Source organism: Streptomyces sp. NPDC101227 (genome assembly GCF_044767545.1).
Classification (GTDB): domain Bacteria; phylum Actinomycetota; class Actinomycetes; order Streptomycetales; family Streptomycetaceae; genus Streptomyces.
The window spans coordinates 240,076-255,298 of the sequence record NZ_JBIWOD010000004.1 but is presented as its reverse complement, the minus strand read 5'-3'; the positions used below and the strand labels follow the sequence as shown (position 1 = coordinate 255,298).

General features: G+C 72.4%; 17 protein-coding genes. 10 read left to right on the top strand and 7 right to left on the bottom strand.

Features of this window, described 5'->3' with window-relative positions:
- Positions 1–6: 6 nt before the first annotated feature.
- Positions 7–798 carry an ArsR/SmtB family transcription factor gene (locus tag ACIRPT_RS10760; RefSeq protein WP_403825179.1) on the bottom strand — a complete coding sequence of 264 codons (792 nt, stop codon included), beginning with the start codon at positions 796–798 and terminating at the stop codon, positions 7–9.
- Between the two features lie 64 nt (positions 799–862).
- Between ACIRPT_RS10760 and ACIRPT_RS10755 the strand changes: the two genes are divergently transcribed.
- Positions 863–1,696 (top strand): isocitrate lyase/phosphoenolpyruvate mutase family protein, encoded by an 834-nt coding sequence (locus tag ACIRPT_RS10755; RefSeq protein ID WP_403825174.1) that lies wholly within the window; start codon positions 863–865, stop codon positions 1,694–1,696.
- A 44-nt stretch (positions 1,697–1,740) separates the two neighbouring features.
- On the opposite strand, the gene ACIRPT_RS10750 is transcribed toward ACIRPT_RS10755, so the two are convergent.
- Positions 1,741–2,061 (bottom strand): hypothetical protein, encoded by a 321-nt coding sequence (locus tag ACIRPT_RS10750; RefSeq protein ID WP_403825172.1) that lies wholly within the window; start codon positions 2,059–2,061, stop codon positions 1,741–1,743.
- Between the two features lie 303 nt (positions 2,062–2,364).
- Between ACIRPT_RS10750 and ACIRPT_RS10745 the strand changes: the two genes are divergently transcribed.
- Both ACIRPT_RS10745 and ACIRPT_RS10740 read left to right on the top strand, forming a co-directional pair.
- Positions 2,365–3,039 (top strand): hypothetical protein, encoded by a 675-nt coding sequence (locus tag ACIRPT_RS10745; protein WP_403825169.1) that lies wholly within the window; start codon positions 2,365–2,367, stop codon positions 3,037–3,039.
- Complete coding sequence (locus ACIRPT_RS10740) at positions 3,036–4,328, top strand: sensor histidine kinase (protein WP_403825166.1); 1,293 nt, start codon at positions 3,036–3,038, stop codon at positions 4,326–4,328. The genes ACIRPT_RS10745 and ACIRPT_RS10740 overlap by 4 nt, the downstream gene beginning before the upstream one ends.
- Before the next feature lie 56 nt (positions 4,329–4,384).
- Here the strand turns inward: ACIRPT_RS10740 and recQ are convergent, their stop codons facing one another.
- Together recQ and ACIRPT_RS10730 are read right to left on the bottom strand one after the other, a co-directional pair.
- On the bottom strand, positions 4,385–6,430 hold the full coding sequence (recQ, locus tag ACIRPT_RS10735; RefSeq protein ID WP_403825163.1) for a DNA helicase RecQ: 2,046 nt from the start codon (positions 6,428–6,430) through the stop codon (positions 4,385–4,387).
- Positions 6,431–6,602: 172 nt separating this feature from the next.
- Positions 6,603–7,397: an NAD(P)H-dependent oxidoreductase gene (locus ACIRPT_RS10730; protein ID WP_403825160.1), complete on the bottom strand. Its 795-nt coding sequence runs from the start codon at positions 7,395–7,397 to the stop codon at positions 6,603–6,605.
- Between the two features lie 98 nt (positions 7,398–7,495).
- Here ACIRPT_RS10730 and ACIRPT_RS10725 point away from each other — a divergent pair, with 98 nt between their 5' ends.
- On the top strand, positions 7,496–8,524 hold the full coding sequence (locus ACIRPT_RS10725; RefSeq protein WP_403825158.1) for a helix-turn-helix transcriptional regulator: 1,029 nt from the start codon (positions 7,496–7,498) through the stop codon (positions 8,522–8,524).
- Between the two features lie 55 nt (positions 8,525–8,579).
- Here the strand turns inward: ACIRPT_RS10725 and ACIRPT_RS10720 are convergent, their stop codons facing one another.
- Positions 8,580–8,810 carry a hypothetical protein gene (locus ACIRPT_RS10720; protein ID WP_403825155.1) on the bottom strand — a complete coding sequence of 77 codons (231 nt, stop codon included), beginning with the start codon at positions 8,808–8,810 and terminating at the stop codon, positions 8,580–8,582.
- A 56-nt stretch (positions 8,811–8,866) separates the two neighbouring features.
- On the bottom strand, positions 8,867–9,520 hold the full coding sequence (locus ACIRPT_RS10715; RefSeq protein WP_403825152.1) for an HNH endonuclease family protein: 654 nt from the start codon (positions 9,518–9,520) through the stop codon (positions 8,867–8,869).
- 305 nt (positions 9,521–9,825) lie between these two features.
- On the opposite strand from ACIRPT_RS10715, the gene ACIRPT_RS10710 reads away from it, so the two are divergent.
- The 4 genes from ACIRPT_RS10710 to ACIRPT_RS10695 all read left to right on the top strand — a co-directional run bounded on the left by ACIRPT_RS10710 (position 9,826) and on the right by ACIRPT_RS10695 (position 13,146).
- Positions 9,826–10,350 (top strand): GNAT family N-acetyltransferase, encoded by a 525-nt coding sequence (locus ACIRPT_RS10710; protein ID WP_403825876.1) that lies wholly within the window; start codon positions 9,826–9,828, stop codon positions 10,348–10,350.
- Between the two features lie 133 nt (positions 10,351–10,483).
- Positions 10,484–11,275, top strand: a complete 792-nt coding sequence (locus ACIRPT_RS10705; protein WP_403825148.1) for a hypothetical protein — start codon at positions 10,484–10,486, stop codon at positions 11,273–11,275.
- A gap of 27 nt (positions 11,276–11,302) precedes the next feature.
- The gene (locus tag ACIRPT_RS10700; RefSeq protein WP_403825145.1) at positions 11,303–12,457 is read left to right on the top strand and encodes a sensor histidine kinase; all 1,155 of its coding nucleotides are present in this window, start codon (positions 11,303–11,305) and stop codon (positions 12,455–12,457) included.
- On the top strand, positions 12,454–13,146 hold the full coding sequence (locus ACIRPT_RS10695) for a response regulator (protein WP_403825143.1): 693 nt from the start codon (positions 12,454–12,456) through the stop codon (positions 13,144–13,146). The genes ACIRPT_RS10700 and ACIRPT_RS10695 overlap by 4 nt, the downstream gene beginning before the upstream one ends.
- A 93-nt stretch (positions 13,147–13,239) precedes the next feature.
- Here ACIRPT_RS10695 and ACIRPT_RS10690 read toward each other — a convergent pair whose 3' ends face one another.
- Entirely contained in the window at positions 13,240–13,860 is a 621-nt protein-coding gene (locus ACIRPT_RS10690; protein WP_403825140.1) for a TetR/AcrR family transcriptional regulator, read from the bottom strand.
- A 108-nt stretch (positions 13,861–13,968) separates the two neighbouring features.
- Between ACIRPT_RS10690 and ACIRPT_RS10685 the strand changes: the two genes are divergently transcribed.
- Both ACIRPT_RS10685 and ACIRPT_RS10680 read left to right on the top strand, forming a co-directional pair.
- Complete coding sequence (locus tag ACIRPT_RS10685; protein WP_403825137.1) at positions 13,969–14,628, top strand: DUF998 domain-containing protein; 660 nt, start codon at positions 13,969–13,971, stop codon at positions 14,626–14,628.
- A 62-nt stretch (positions 14,629–14,690) separates the two neighbouring features.
- Positions 14,691–14,903 (top strand): DUF4287 domain-containing protein, encoded by a 213-nt coding sequence (locus tag ACIRPT_RS10680; protein ID WP_403825134.1) that lies wholly within the window; start codon positions 14,691–14,693, stop codon positions 14,901–14,903.
- Positions 14,904–15,223: the final 320 nt, after the last annotated feature.

Genomic DNA, 15,223 nt, shown 5'->3' with positions numbered 1-15,223 from the left:
GGCGGGTCAGCCAACAACGTTCGGCCCAGGCGAAGCGCAGCGGAGGCCCGCCGCCGCGTCGTCGATGCCGAGCAGGTCGTGCAGCGCCCTCGCGCCGTCCGGGGTGAGGCGGACCGCCCGGCCGCTGCCGATCCGGCGGACCCAGTGGCGTTCGAGGAGCCGGTCGCAGAGCCGGGCGCCGGCCGTGCCCGCGAGGTGCGGGCGGCGCTCGGTCCAGTCCAGGCAGCCGCGGGCCTGCGGACGGCGCCCGCTGCGCAGGGCGGCCGCCTCGATCCCCAGGCCGTCGGCGAACCACTCCCGTCCGGCGTCGGTGAGCGCGAAGCCGCCGTCCTGGTCGACCAGTCCGCGCCCGGTCATGGCATCCGTGATGGCCACCCCGAGCCGCCCGGCCAGATGGTCGTAACAGGTCCGGCCGCGCGCGAGCGCCGCGGACGCACTGGCGGCGCGCAGTCCGCGCGGTGGGGTGGTCGGCGGGTCCAGGTGGGCGACGAGGGATTCGAGGAGCTCGGCGACGCGCGGGCTCGCGAGGCGGACGTAGCGGTGGCGGCCCTGATGCCACTCGGCCAGCAGCCCGCCCTCCGTCAGCCGGGTCAGATGCTCGCTCGCGGTCGACGGGGCGACCTGGGCGTACGCCGCCAGCTCACCGGCCGTCCAGGCCCGTCCGTCCAGCAGCGCCAGGCAGAACGCGGCCCGGGTGCGGTCGGCCAGCAGCGCCGCCAGCCGGGCGAGTTCGGCGCCGTACGCCGGGCCGTCGGAGCCGGAGGAGGCGGGCGAGGCGTTCGCCGGGGTGGGGGTCATGGGTCCCATTCTCCGCCGCGACGTTTCGGCGCCCGCCGAAACGATCCGTGCCTACGGTCCTCGTATGAGCCGTACGCATCGCACGAACCCGGTGAGCCCCGCGACCTTCCACGCCCTGCATCACGCGGACGCGCCGCTGCTGCTGCCCAACGCCTGGGACATCGCCTCGGCCGTCGCCCTCGCCGGCGCCGGATACGCGGCGGTCGGTACGACGAGCCTGGGCGTCGCCGCGGCTCACGGGTACCCCGACGGGCGGGGCCTGGCGGGGGTGCGGGAGGCGACGGTGACGCTGGCCCGAGGGCTCGGGGGCCGGCTGCCGTGCCCGTTCACGGTCGACATCGAGGGCGGTTACGGGGGCGACGACCACCGGGCGCCCGAACGGGTGGCCGATCTGGCGGCGGAACTGGCGGCCGCCGGGGCCGCCGGCATCAACCTGGAGGACGGGCTCCCAGGGGGCGGTGGCCTGCAACCGCCCTCCCGGCAGGCGGAGTTGATCGCCGCGGTGAAGGAACGCGCCCCGGACCTCTTCCTCAACGCCCGCATCGACACCCACTGGCAGGCCGGGACGCCGTCGCCGCTCGCCGCCGCGCTCGCCCGGGCGGAGGCCTATCTGGCCGCGGGCGCGGACGGCATCTTCGTGCCGGGCATCGTGCCGGACGAGGACGTATCGGCCCTGGTGGCCGCCGTCCCCGCGCCGCTGAACATCCTCTTCGCCCCCGGGCGGCACACCGTCAGCCGTCTGGCGGATCTCGGCGTGCGCCGCATCAGTACCGGCTCGCTGCTCTTCCGTACGGCGCTGGGGGCCGCGCTCGCGGCGGCGGACCGCATCCGTACGGGGCGGCCGCCGGGCGCCGAGGACGCTCCGGGATATGCGGAGGTGCAGCGGCTGATCGGTTAGATCTGCGCTCGCGGCACGCTCAGGGGGTGGGCTGACGGGCCGGCTCAGGCGCGCTGCGCGCGGCGGCTCCGGCGCGATCCGGCGGTCCGGGCCGGGTGGCCCCCGTGGCGCCGGCGGAGCGCGGCGATGCCCTCGCCCGCGACGCCGAGCGCACCCGCGCCGCCGATGAGCGCCGCCTGGGGGAGGTTGCCGATCTTCTCGGCGACACCGGCCAGACCGTTGTCGGACAGCACGATCCCCGTCCGGTGTCCCGCGGGCGCGGTGGCATCGGCGGCGAAGGCGGCCCCGGCGGGAAGCATCAGGACGGCCAGCGCGCCGGTTGCGACGGCGGCGGTACGGATCACGGAGCGGCGCTGGGCCGGCATGGGTACTCCTCGTCGTGGGCGGCTCGGGCCGCCATGGGCGTACGGCGTGAGTCAGCACATTACGGAGCGTCCTTAACGGTGACCCATACGTTGTGTAACAGTCACCAAGATCTCTGCTGTAGTTCGTGTGACGGAGCGGCCGACAGATGGCCCTCCTGGAGATTCCTTGCCCCGCCACCTTGGGTAGCTTGATCTGGATGTGCCCCGGTATATCCGAATCCAGGATGTCCGATGTGTCCGGCTCCGGTGAATCCGGCCGTCCGGCGCATCCGGTCGTACATAAAGGCGAAGGGTGGTGGCGAGATGCCGCGGTTGCCGTGGCGGGTCCGTGCCGCCCTGGCCTCCCTCGCCGCACAGGCCCCGCTGCTCGCCCTGCTCGCCGGCTGCGCGGGTCTGGAGGGGCTCCAGAGTGAGGGGAAGGCGCGGGAGGTGAAGGCGCCGCTCGCCCTGTGGCCGGAGTATTCACCCGCCCCGCTCCGCCGGGAGGAGAATCCGGCCGCGCGCCGTCCCGTACCGGGCCTCGCCCATATCCCGAGCGGCAGCATGGCGGCCGCCGACCCGCTCACCGTCCTCGACGCCGACATCACGTCCGGCGGCGCCGCCGCGCCCGCCCCGAAGTCCGTACGCCGTCCCGTCCTGCGTGACCTCACCGGCGACGGCAAACCCGACCTGATCATGGTCGTCGACCTCGACCGCCGCACCAGTGATCTGCGCGTCTACACCGTCCGGAAGCGGATCGTCACCAGAGTGCTGGCGCTGCGCGGGGTGCTGGCCGGGGTCGAGCTGGCGGCGGGCCACCTCGTCATCCGCGAGCCCACCAAGGACCCGCGCTATGTCAGCGTCACCGACTACACCTGGGACAACGGCGAGATGGCGCTGTGGGACCTCACCCTCGACGACGCCCGTACGCCGCAGACGCCCTCGCAGGCCCCGGCTCCGGTGCCGATCCCGACGCCGACGCCCGGGGACGGGCTGTGAGACGTCCCGCGGTCTCCCTCCGCTGGAAGATCGCGCTGACCGTGACGGCGGTGTGCTGCGCGGTCGCCGCCGTCCTGGGCGTGCTCGTCCACAACGCGGTGGCGCATCAGACCGTCGGCCAGGTCCGCAAGGAGGCCCGTACGGACCTCGACACCGCCCTGGTCCTCTTCGAGTACGGCACCTCGCGCGAAGGCATCAACTCCGTGATCGACCCGCCCGAACTCCCCCTGCGGCTAAGCAAGTTGGCGCACGGCGGCGACCGGGGCAGCATGGTCGGGACGTACCGCGGGCGGTCGGTGATGTGGGCGGCGGCGCCCGCGGGCGACCACATCATGGCCGTGTGGTCGCCCTACGGGAGCACCCGGCACTCGCTGGAGGACTTCGATACGGCGATCCTCGGTTCGGCCGTCCTCGCCGCCGCGGCCGTCGCGCTCGCCGGGCTGTTCGTCGCCCACCGCATCAGCCGCCGGCTCGGCACCACCGCGGCGGTCGCCCGCCGGATCACCGCGGGCGATCTCGATGCGCGGGTCGGCAACGGCGACGGCGACGGTACGCCCGGCAGGGGCACGCCCGGCGGGGGCCGGGCCGGGCACGACGAGGTGGCGGCGGTGGCCGCGGCGCTGGACTCCGTGGCCGGTTCCCTGCAGAGCCGTCTTCAGGCCGAACAGCGCTTCACCGCCGATGTCGCCCATGAACTCCGCACGCCGCTGACCGGCATCCTCGCCTCGGCCGAACTGCTCCCCGAGGGCCGCCCCAAGGAGATGATCAACGACCGGCTGCGGGCGCTGCACCGGCTCACCGAGGACCTGCTGGAGATCTCCCGGCTGGATTCCGGCGCCGAGCACGCCGACCTCGAGGCATACGCCCTCGGTCCGCTGGTCGAACGCTCGGTGCAGGCCACCCGCTCCGACACCGAGGTGCGGATCATCACGGACACGGTCGTCGAGACCGACCGGCGCCGCCTCGACCGCATCGTCGGCAACCTCGTCATCAACGCCCACCGGCACGGCCGGCCCCCGGTGCAGGTCACCGTCGACGCACCCCCCGACGGCCTCCCGACCGTCGAGGTACGCGACCGCGGTCCGGGCTACCCCGAAGCGCTGCTGCGCCACGGCCCGCAGCGCTTCCGTACCGACGCGCCCGGCCGCGGCAAGGGCCACGGGCTCGGCCTGACCATCGCGGTCGGCCAGGCCGCCGTCCTCGGCATCGACCTACGCTTCAGCAACGCACCCGACGGCGGCGCCCGCGCCAAGCTTCAGCTGCCGCGGTATCCGGAGGACGGCCACTGACGCCCCCTCCGGCGCCCTGCGCCCCCTGACCGCTCGCTCTCCCGCCGATCGCTCGCTCACCAGTCGATCTCGGCGTACTCGTCGGCGTCCGGGGCCGGGGCTTCCCGGTCCTCCGCCGATGGTTCCTCTCCCAGCGGCTCTCCCCGCGGCCCGTCCGCCCGCGCCGCGGCGCCGCCCGCGTCTGCCGCCCCGCCCGCACCGGCCGGACCGTCCCCGGCCGGCTCCGCGCCGTCCCGTCCCGCCAGCACCTCCAGAATCTGCTGCCCGTACTTCGCGAGCTTGTTCTCGCCGACTCCGTTGACCGCCCCCAGCGCGGACGTCGTCGTCGGCCGGGCGGTGGCGATCTCCCGCAGGGTGGCGTCGTGGAAGATCACATACGCGGGCACGCCCTGCTCCTTGGCCGTACTGCCCCGCCAGGCGCGCAGCGCCTCGAACACCGGCAGCGCCTCCGCGGGCAGATCCACCGGCGCCCGCTTTCCCTTGGACTTGGCCTTCGCCGCCGCCCGCGCCGCCTTCTCCGGCTCCCGGCGCATCGGCACCTCGCGCTGTGCGCGCAGCACCTCGCCGCTCGTCTCCGTCAGCACCAGCGTGCCGTAGTCCCCCTCGACGGCCAGCAGCCCCTGCGCCAGCAACTGCCGTACGACGCCCCGCCATTCGGCCTCGCGGAGGTCGGCGCCCACCCCGAAGACGCTCAGCCCGTCATGGTCGAACTGAATGACCTTGGCGGTCTTGCGCCCCATCAGGATGTCGATGATCTGCCCCGCGCCGAACTTCTGTCGCCGCTCGCGCTGCAACCGCACGATCGTCGACATCAGCTTCTGCGCCGGCACCGTGCCGTCCCAGGTCTCCGGCGGGGCGAGGCAGGTGTCGCAGTTGCCGCACGCGGTGCTCTCCTGCCCGAAGTACGCCAGCAGCCGGACCCGGCGGCACTGCACCGACTCGCAGAGCGCGAGCATCGCATCGAGATGGACGGACAGCCGGCGCCGGTGTGCGTCGTCCCCCTCCGAGCCGTCGATCATCTTGCGTTGCTGCACCACGTCCTGGAGCCCGTACGCCAGCCAGGCCGTCGACGGCTGTCCGTCCCGCCCGGCGCGCCCCGTCTCCTGGTAGTAGCCCTCCACCGACTTCGGCAGGTCCAGATGCGCCACGAACCGCACATCGGGCTTGTCGATCCCCATGCCGAACGCGATGGTGGCGACGACCACCAGCCCGTCCTCCCGCAGGAACCGCGCCTGGTTCGCCGCACGCGTACGGGCCTCCAGCCCCGCGTGATACGGCACCGCCTCGATGCCGTTGTCCACCAGGAACTGTGCCGTCTTCTCCACCGAGGCCCGCGAGAGGCAGTAGACGATGCCCGCGTCCCCGGCGTGCTCGCTGCGCAGCAGCTCCAGCAGCTGCCGCTTCGGCTCGCTCTTCGTCGCGATCCGGTACTGGATGTTGGGCCGGTCGAAGCTCGCGACGAAGTGCCGGGCGTCCTCCATCCGCAGCCGCGACGTGATCTCCTGGTGGGTGGCTTCGGTGGCGGTCGCCGTCAGCGCGATCCGCGGCACCTCGGGCCACCGCTCGTGCAGCATCGACAGGGCCAGATAGTCCGGCCGGAAGTCGTGGCCCCACTGCGCCACGCAGTGCGCCTCATCGATCGCGAAGAGTGAGATCTTCCCCCGGTCCAGCAGATTCAGCGTCTGCTCCACCCGCAGCCGCTCCGGCGCCAGGTACAGCAGATCCAGCTCCCCGGCGAGGAACTCGGCCTCGACCAGCCGCCGCTCCTCCAGGTCCTGCGTGGAATTGAGGAACCCGGCGCGCACCCCCAGCGCCCGCAGCGCATCGACCTGGTCCTGCATCAAGGCGATCAGCGGCGAGACGACGACCCCCACACCGCTTCTGACCAGCGAGGGAATCTGATAGCACAGCGACTTCCCGCCGCCGGTCGGCATCAGGACAACGGCGTCCCCGCCCCCTATGACGTGCTCGATGATCTCCTGCTGACTGCCGCGGAACGCGTCATAGCCGAACACCCGGCGCAGCACCTGCACCGCCTCGCTCACGTCCGAAACGCCTTCCGCATCCATGTCCACGACCACTTCCACGTCCGCCAGTGCCATCCCTGAAGCGTACGAGCTCGGCGGGTGCGGCCGCTGAGCCTGTGGATAACTCGGACCGACGAGGCTCCGGCCGCCGTCCCGGCCCGCCCGCAGGGCGAGGCGCGAGCGCTCGGACCTCCCCGAACGGACCTCCCCGAACGGACCTCGGTACGGACCTCCCCGTATCGCCCCCTCAGCCGCCCGCCCGGACGTGCATCTCCAGCCCGCTCGCCCCCGGTGCCTCCACCCCCGGCAGCAGCCGCATGTCGCGGCCGTAGTCGCCCCCGACGAGGGTCCGGAACGGGACCGGCTCGTCCGTGAAGAGCCCGTCGAGCCGTTGCCCGTACGCCCGCTTCCCCGCCGCGAACCGTTCCTCCGGCACCTCGTTCGCGCCGTACACCGCGAACGGCTCGAGCGGCGTCATGCCGGTGAACCAGAACAGGCCGTGCTGCACCGGGTGGAGGACGTCCGTCAGCCGCCCGTGGATGCCCCGGTCGGAGAACGCCGACTCCCGGGCGCCGATCGTCACCGACACCAGCGCCCGCCGGCCCGCCAGGGCGCCCTCGCTGTAGGGCGGCGGGACTTCCGGGCCGTAGCCGAACCCGGCGGTGAACACCCGGTCGATCCAGCCCTTCAGGATCGCGGGCACCGAGAACCACCACATCGGGAACTGCAGGATCACCGCGTCCGACCAGCGCACCTTCTCCTGCTCTGCCGCGATGTCCGGCGACAGCCGCCCCGCCAGCGTGGCCCGCTCCGAGGCGGCCATCACGCCCAGCCGCCGGTCCGCGGCGTGTTCGGGGAAGTCGTCGGCGTCCACCGGCGCCTTCCACTTCATCGCGTAGAGGTCGGACACCCGCACCTCGTGCCCTGTCGCACGCAAGTGCTCGACCGCGAAGGAGGTAAGGGAGGCGTTGAGCGAACGGGGTTCCGGGTGGGCGCTGACGACGAGGATCTTCTTCCGCCGCTGCGGCGTGGCTTCGTTCATGCCGCAACGCTCTCCCGGGCGCGGCCGGACAGCCAGCACCCTCTTCAGCCGTCGGAACGAGAATCCTGGTACTGCGAGGGCCACGCATACTTGAACGCATGGACGGCGTGGACCACATCGAGCGCACGGACGGCGTGAGCACCCGCAGCGAGCACGACACCGGCAACCACATCGAGCACGACACCGGCACCCGCAGCGAGCACGGCAACGGCAACGGCATCAAGAGCGCCGACGCGCTCGGCGGCTTTCTGCGCGCCCGCCGGGGCCGCGTCGCGCCGGAGCAGGTCGGGCTGGCCGGCGGCCGTCGCCGAAGGGTGCGAGGGCTGCGTCGCGAGGAACTGGCCCAGCTCGCCGGGATCAGCGTGGACTACTACGTACGCCTCGAACAGGGCCGGGCCACCCAGCCGTCCCCCGAGGTGCTCGACGCGCTCGCCCGGGCGCTCGGCCTCGACGCGGCGGAGCGCAGCCACCTCGCCACCCTGGCCACCGCCAGGCGCGGCCCCGCGCCCACGGCCCGGGTCAGCCCCTTGCTCCAGCGGACCCTGGACGCCATGGCCACCCACCTTCCGGCCTTCGCGACGGATCACCGCCTGGACGTGGTGGCCTGGAACGGCCTGGGTGCCGAACTGATCGGCGGCGTGGCCGACCCGAGCCGCCGCGACCGGAACAACGCCAGATTCCTCTTCCTCGACCCCGCCTCCCGGGTCGTCCACCCCGAGTGGGAGGACAGGGCGGCGGAGACGGTCGGCCAGCTGCGGGTCTCCGCAGGGCGCTACCCCGATGACGCGGAACTGTCCGCGCTCATCGCCGAACTCTCCACGCACAGCGTGGAGTTCCGGCGCATCTGGGCCACCGGCGAGGTCGTGATGTGTGCGGCGGGACGCAAGCGGCTGCGGCACCCGGAAGCCGGCTTGCTCACCCTGGACTTCGAGACGCTGCACGTGCCGGCCGCGCCCGGCGAGACGGGCCTGGTGGTGCACGTGTTCAGCGCCGAGGAAGGCAGCCGGGAGGCCGCCGCCCTCGCCCGCCTGGCCGCGACCGTAACGAAGACGTCCGGCTCCCCGCAGCCGGACGGACCACCACCCGGCCCCATCACCCGAGTTGACCCCACGGCACCCACGTCCTGAGCCACCACGGCCAGGCACACACTCCTGCCCGTCACCGTCACCGCCACCGTCACCCTCACCGTCGACCGGGCCCGGGGACGACGGCCTCGCCGCCCTGGCCCACGGCTCGCACGACGGCGTCATGCAGGACTTCCAGGCCGCCCGGCGCCACGGAAGCCGGGCTGCCGCTGAGCGTGTACCACTCCTCGGCGCCGGTGTACTGGATGTGCACCGCCGCTCGGCCGTCGGGCCGGAGGGCGGTGGCGATGGTGAGGTCGCCGGTGATGACGCCGACCTCATCGGTCATCGCTCCGCCGGGGCCGGCGGTCACCGTGCCGGTACACCGCCGGGGTCCGTGGGGCATCAGGCGCAGGTGTCGAGCATCGTGACGAGCTGGTCCGCCTCGGGCTGCGTCACCGACAGCTGGTAGAGGTGCTTGACGTCCGTCCAGGCCCGCGCGTACGTGCACCAGTAGTCGCGATTCGGCGGGCTCCACTGGTCGGGCGACTGATCGCCCTTGCTCCGGTTGGAGCTCGCGGACACGGCGATCAGCTGCGAGTGCTGCAGATCATTGGCGAACTCCGTGCGCCGCGCCGTCGTCCAGCTGTCGGCCCCCGACCGCCAGGCGTTGGCCAGCGGCACCATGTGGTCGATGTCCACCTGCGACGCCGCCGTCAGGCTCTTTTCGTCGTAATGGCTGAGCCAGGTGCCGGAGACGGCCCGGCACTGGTCGTCCCGGGTGACGTCCTGCCCGTCCCGCTTCAGCACGACCTCGCGGGTGTCGCACTTGTTGCCCTGCTGGATCCAGTGCGGGAACTTGGCGCGCGAGTAACCATCCATCGAGTGCGGTGCCTCAACGGTCAGGTCCGCGAGTTCGGTGCGGGCGGCATCCGCCGAAGGCGGCTCCGGCATCTCGACGGGTGCCGCGGCGGCGGGAGTGGTGGCGACCGGCCCGAGAACGGCAGCCAGAGCGAGAGCGGCGACAGCGGCCAACCGCCGGGCACGAGTACGGATCATGCGCAAGAAATACCGAACATATCGGTGTGAATCGCCCAACGTCGTCCGGATGGTGGCGTGGCGCGTCCTCCTCGCACGTGCGTGCCGCACAACAGCGGCGCCGCGTACCGTGTGAAGCTCGCGGGCGCGCGCCTCGACGCCGGTACGGCGGCGCGGGAGTGCGGCGAGCACATCCGTGAGACCGACCGAGGGGGCACCGCGTGACGCAACAAGGAACCCACCGGGGAACCGAGCCCGGAACCAGGCAGGCCACCAAGCCCGGACCCAAGCAGGCCACCGCGCACGGAACCCTCACCATCGAGCGCATGGACGGGCCCGCCGCCGCGCAGGCCGAGGACGCGTTCCGGCTGATCTATGCCGAGGCGTTCGCCGAGCCGCCGTACCACGAGACCGAGGACGATGTCGCGGCCGCCTTCCGGCGCTTCCCCTCCATGACCCGCAAACGCACCGTCCGCGCGGCCCTGGCCCGTACCGAGGACGGCGAGCCGGTCGGCATGGCGTACGGCTACCCGCTCGGCGCCGATGCCGAATGGTGGGACCGGCTCACCGAGCCGGTCCCCGACGACATGCGGCGCGAGGACGGCCGCCGGACCTTCGGGTTCATGGAACTCGCCGTGCGGGGACCGTGGCGCGGGCGGGGTGTCGCCCGCCGACTGCACGAGACCGTGCTCGACGGCATCGAGGCCGAGCGCGTGCTGCTCAACGTCCACCCGGCCGGCGAGGCGGCGCAGGCGGCCTACCGGACCTGGGGGTACCGCAAGATCGGCGAGGCGCGCCCGTGGGAGGGCGCGGACCTCCATGACGTGATGCTGCTCGGCCTTCATCAATAGGCCTGCCGACTCCACCACCAGGCCTGCCGAACGCGTTCCGCGGCGACGCCTGCCGGGTCATACCCAGGTCGGACCCTCCGGTTCAGCTCCTGGTCCGACGCCCCGCCGGGACGGCGAAGGCATCGTCGTCAGCATGACGAACCCGACGACATCCATGGCCGTCACCCCGGTCACCACGACCGGCGCCCGGCTGCGCGGCGCGCTGCCCGTGGAGCGGTGGGGGGCCACCGGCTTCCCCGGGCGCTGGGTGGGCGGCACCGCCATGGTGCTCGGCCCACTCCTGATGCTGACCGGTGCGTTGTTGCGGGCCCGCTTCCCCTTCTTCTACCCCGACCAACTCGCCGCGTACGAGCGGCACCCCACCCTGATGGCCACCGCGTACGGCCTCTTCGCCGCGGGGAGCCTGCTGCTCTGGCCCGCCGTGGCCGTGGTGGCCGCGCGCATCGGGGCCCGCAGCGCCGGCTGGGGGCTTTGGGGCGGCGTGCTGGTCATGTTCGGCCTGTTCGCGCGTGCCTTCCACGCGGGGGTGGACCATCTGGCCTTTCAGCTGGTGCGTTCCCAGGGGGCCGGGCCCGCCACCGACGCGGTCTCCGCCGGCTACGGCGCCTTCCACGTCTTCGCCACGCTGAACCTCGCCATCCTCGCCGGGTGGGCGGTCCTTGCCCTCGGTGCCTGGCGCACCCGGGTGCTCGGCCCGGTCCGTGCCGCCGCACTCGGCCTCACCGCGGCACTGCCCCTCGGCGTACTCAAGGGGACCACCCCGTTGTCGCTGGTGGCCCTGGCCGGACTGTGCGCCGCGCTGGTGCCGCTGGGCCTGTCGCTGCTGCGCGAAGCGCCTCGACCCAGCCGGACGGCGGTGCTGCGCTGGGTGCCGCTGACGCTGGTGACGGTCGGGCTGATGGTGCTGCTGGGACAGGCCGGTTGAGTGCCCGCGCACAGGTACGGTCGGGCCATGAAGCCCAAGGGGCGGCGCCAGCTCTACGCCCTCGACCTCAGCGCGGCCCTGGCCCTGACCGTCGTGTACGTCGGCTTCGCCCGGCTGACCGCCGACGACGGCCAGCCCGCCTACACCGGACCGCCCTGGCTCGGCGCTCTGGTCGCCGCCACGATCGGCCTGCCGATCGCCGTACGCCGCCGCTGGCCGCTCGCCGTCCTGCTGGTCGTACTGACCGCCCTGGCCGCGGCATCGCTCCTCGACATCCCCCGTGAGCCGTATGCCGCCGCCGGGCTCGCGGCCTACCTCGTCGCCCTGGCCGAGCCCGCCCGCCGGTCCGTGCCCGCACTCGCGGTGACGCTGACGGTGGCGTGCGGTGCCGTCTACCTCGGCGAGACGGTGGTCACTCCCGGCGAGGACTGGCGGGGCGGCCTCGGGGTGGCCGGGCTCGTGCTCCTGGTGATCTGCGGGGGCTGGGGCGCGGGGTTCACCGTGCGCGGCCGCCGGGCCGAGGCCGCCCGGGAACAGCGGCGCCGGTCGGACCGCGCACTGGACGACGAGCGCCTGCGGATAGCCCGTGAGCTGCACGACATCGTCTCGCACAACCTCAGCCTGATCGCCGTCAAGGCGGGCGTGGCCGGACATGTGGCGGAGGCCGACCCGCGGGAGGCACGGGACGCCCTCAAGATCATCGAGGAGACGAGCCGCTCCGCGCTGGCCGAGATGCGGCGCACACTCGGCGTGCTGCGCACCGAGGGCGCGCCCCTGGGGCCCGTACCGGATCTGGGCCGCCTGGGCGCGCTCGCCGCGCAGGCACACCGGGCGGGGGTGGACGTCGACCTGACGGTGCACACCACGGAAGACCTGGCCGCCGGCACACAACTGACCATCCACCGGATCGTCCAGGAGGCCCTCACCAACGCGGTCCGGCACGCCGCCCCCACCCGCTGCCAGGTCACGGTCGAGGCGGATGAACGAGAGATCCGCATCGACATCACGGACGAGGGGCCACCGCCCGCACCCGCCCGTCCCGTCCGCGAACTGCCGGGCGGACACGGTCTCTTGGGCATACGCGAACGGGCGATGATGTACGGCGGCAGCTTCGAGGCGGGCCCCCGGCCGGACGGCGGCTTCGCGGTGTCCGTCCGCCTGCCCGCCGAAGGGAACCAATGACCATGACCGACGCGCCCCCGGTCCGGGTGCTGATCGTCGACGACCAGGCGATGGTCCGCGGCAGCTTCCGGGTCCTCGTCGACCACACACCCGGCATGACGGCCGTCGGCGAGGCCGCCAACGGAGCGGAGGCCGTCCGACTCGCCCGCAGCGCACGCCCGGACGTCGTCCTCATGGACGTCCGCATGCCGGACCTCGACGGCATCGAAGCCACCCGGCAGATCTGCGCGGACCCGGCCCTGTCCGGCGTCCGCGTCCTCATCCTCACCACCTTCGACCTGGACGAGTACGTCTACGCCGCACTGCGCGCCGGCGCCGCGGGCTTCCTCCTCAAGGACACCCCGCCCACCGAGGTCCTCACCGCCATAGGCGTCATCGCCTCGGGCGAGGCCCTCCTCGCCCCCTCGGTGACCCGCCGCCTGATCGCGGAATTCGCCCGCCGCCCGGAGCCCGCGCGCCCGCCCAGCCGCTCGCTGGACGGGGTCACCGACCGGGAGTTGGAGGTACTCGGCCTGATCGCACGGGGTTTGTCCAACACGGAGATCGCAGCGCACCTCCACCTGAGCCTGGCCACGATCAAGACCCACATCGGGCGCCTGCTCGCCAAGCTCCACGCACGCGACCGCGCCCAGCTAGTGATCGTCGCCTACGAGACCGGCCTCACGGACGCCCGCCGACACAGGGCGTAAGACCCGACGGGCGGCCAACTCTCATCGAGCCGGTACGGCGCCCAACCAAACCGTCTTCAACATGCGCCCCGGGGCCGTCGCTTGCCGCTGGGCTCAGCGGTAGGCGCCGAGGAAGACTCCGACGCCGGCCGTGGCGTAGCGGTCGAGTTCGTCCCGCGTGTGCTGGGGGCTGCCGTGGAACATGGCTTTGTTCACGGGGATCCAGAGCAGCAGGCCGGTGAAGTGGTTGGCGGCCAGCAGCGGGTCGTCGATCCGGAGCAGTCCCTCGTCGGTGAGGCGCTCGAAGGTGGCTGCCAGCGTGGCGAGGACTCGTTCGAAGCCCTGCTCGTACCAGGCCGCACCCAGCTCGGGGAAGGTGTCGGCGTTGGCGATGATCAGACGCCGCAGCTCGAGCACCTCGGGCTGGGTGAGGGCGGCCAGGAACTGACCGGCGAGCCGGGTGAGGTTCTCCCCCAGGCGATCGGCGTCGGCCGGGATGTCGGCCACCAGGTCGATCATGGCGTCGACCCGGTCGGTGGTGGCCAGGACGATCTCGGTGAACAGCTTCTCCTTGTCGGTGAAGTGCTTGTAGACGGTCTGCTTGGAGACCGCGGCTAGCTTCGCGATGTCGTCCATGCTGGTGCCCGAGTAGCCCCTGGCCATGAACACCTGCGTCGCGGCGTCCATGATCGCCCTGTGCTTGCGGGCCGACCGGCTCTGATCGCTCGCTTCCACGCCGACTCCTCATTAGTACTGGACAGTCTAGTTCTTGTGCGCCTACTGTAGCGGCCAGATCCTGACGGGTACTACACCGTCTAGTTCCATTCCTGGGGGGAGACCACCATGACCCACACCATCGAGGCTCCGGTCACCACTGCCGTCCCGGCATCGACCTGGCCGAGGACCCGCACCCTTCTGGCCGGGGGCATCGTGGCAGGCCCGTTGTTCCTGGGCGGGGGCCTGATCCAGGGATGGGCGCGCGACGGCTTCGACTTCACCCGCAACGCGATCAGTCAGCTGAGCCTCGGCGACCTCGGCTGGATCCAGGTGACCAGCTTCCTGCTGACCGGCGTACTGGTGATCGCCGGCTCGGTCGGCGTGCGCCGTGCGCTGCGCGACGAGCCCGGCGGGACGTGGGCACCGCGGCTGATCGGCGTCTTCGGCGCGTCGTTCCCGCTCGCCGCGGCGTTCACCGCCGACCCCGGCGGCGGATTCCCCGCCGGTGGCCCCGATGCCCGGGCCGCCGCACTGAGTTGGCACGGCACCCTCCACATGCTCAGCGGCATGGTGGGCTACCTCGCCCTGTGCGCGGCCTTCTTCATCCTGGCCCGCCACTTCACGGCTCACCGGCTCCGCGGATGGGCCATCGGCTCCCGCCTCACGCCTCTCGGTGTCCTCGCCGGCTTCGCAGGCTCCTCCGCAACGGTTCTGGCCTTCACCATCGGCGCCGGCCTGGGCCTGCTGTGGCTGACGGCAGTTACCGCACGCCTGCACAAGGCGTAAGCGATCCCCGCAAGCGATACCCACACCACCACACCACCACGAACCAGAGACAGGACATTGTGATGACCTCACCGGTAAAGGGGCCCGCGGCTTACTTCCCCTCCATCGAGAAGAAGTACGGCCGCGCGATCGCGGACTGGAAGGACCTCATCCGCACCTCGCCCCTGACCAAGCACATGGAACTCGTCACCTGGCTGAAGACCGAACACGGACTCGGCCACGGCCATGCCAACGCGCTCGTCGCCCACACGCTCGCGGAAGACAGCAGCAAGTAGCCCGGACAAACGCGCCGTGGGACGCCAAGCGGGCCCCACGGCGCGGCCCGTGCTGTCGAAACTCGTGAGGAGAGGCACCCGGGTCGTGCGTGATCGCCGCTGTTGATGTCAGACCCGGATGTCAAAGGCCCTTCACCTACCAAAACTGGTAGGTGAAGGGCCTTTGAGGTGGTGCCCCCGGCAGGATTCGAACCTGCGACACCCGCTTTAGGAGTTTTCCCTGGTCAAGGATGTGACCTGCACAAATGCCGCCCGCAGTGCCTTTGTCCTGGGAAAACTCTCCTCTGTAGTTCTCACGTGTTCGCGGGGTTTCCCGTCCT

Excerpts from the sequence above, each read along its gene's own strand:
- ACIRPT_RS10685 (WP_403825137.1), top strand. The coding sequence starts at position 13,969 with ATGACCCACACCATCGAGGCTCCGGTCACCACTGCCGTCCCGGCATCG.
- recQ (WP_403825163.1), bottom strand. The coding sequence starts at position 6,430 with ATGGCACTGGCGGACGTGGAAGTGGTCGTGGACATGGATGCGGAAGGC.
- ACIRPT_RS10710 (WP_403825876.1), top strand. The coding sequence starts at position 9,826 with ATGGACGGGCCCGCCGCCGCGCAGGCCGAGGACGCGTTCCGGCTGATC.
- ACIRPT_RS10730 (WP_403825160.1), bottom strand. The coding sequence starts at position 7,397 with ATGAACGAAGCCACGCCGCAGCGGCGGAAGAAGATCCTCGTCGTCAGC.
- ACIRPT_RS10755 (WP_403825174.1), top strand. The coding sequence starts at position 863 with ATGAGCCGTACGCATCGCACGAACCCGGTGAGCCCCGCGACCTTCCAC.
- ACIRPT_RS10705 (WP_403825148.1), top strand. The coding sequence starts at position 10,484 with ATGACGAACCCGACGACATCCATGGCCGTCACCCCGGTCACCACGACC.
- ACIRPT_RS10720 (WP_403825155.1), bottom strand. The coding sequence starts at position 8,810 with ATGACCGATGAGGTCGGCGTCATCACCGGCGACCTCACCATCGCCACC.
- ACIRPT_RS10695 (WP_403825143.1), top strand. The coding sequence starts at position 12,454 with ATGACCATGACCGACGCGCCCCCGGTCCGGGTGCTGATCGTCGACGAC.
- ACIRPT_RS10750 (WP_403825172.1), bottom strand. The coding sequence starts at position 2,061 with ATGCCGGCCCAGCGCCGCTCCGTGATCCGTACCGCCGCCGTCGCAACC.
- ACIRPT_RS10715 (WP_403825152.1), bottom strand. The coding sequence starts at position 9,520 with ATGATCCGTACTCGTGCCCGGCGGTTGGCCGCTGTCGCCGCTCTCGCT.
- ACIRPT_RS10680 (WP_403825134.1), top strand. The coding sequence starts at position 14,691 with ATGACCTCACCGGTAAAGGGGCCCGCGGCTTACTTCCCCTCCATCGAG.
- ACIRPT_RS10725 (WP_403825158.1), top strand. The coding sequence starts at position 7,496 with ATGGACGGCGTGGACCACATCGAGCGCACGGACGGCGTGAGCACCCGC.
- ACIRPT_RS10760 (WP_403825179.1), bottom strand. The coding sequence starts at position 798 with ATGACCCCCACCCCGGCGAACGCCTCGCCCGCCTCCTCCGGCTCCGAC.
- ACIRPT_RS10700 (WP_403825145.1), top strand. The coding sequence starts at position 11,303 with ATGAAGCCCAAGGGGCGGCGCCAGCTCTACGCCCTCGACCTCAGCGCG.
- ACIRPT_RS10745 (WP_403825169.1), top strand. The coding sequence starts at position 2,365 with ATGCCGCGGTTGCCGTGGCGGGTCCGTGCCGCCCTGGCCTCCCTCGCC.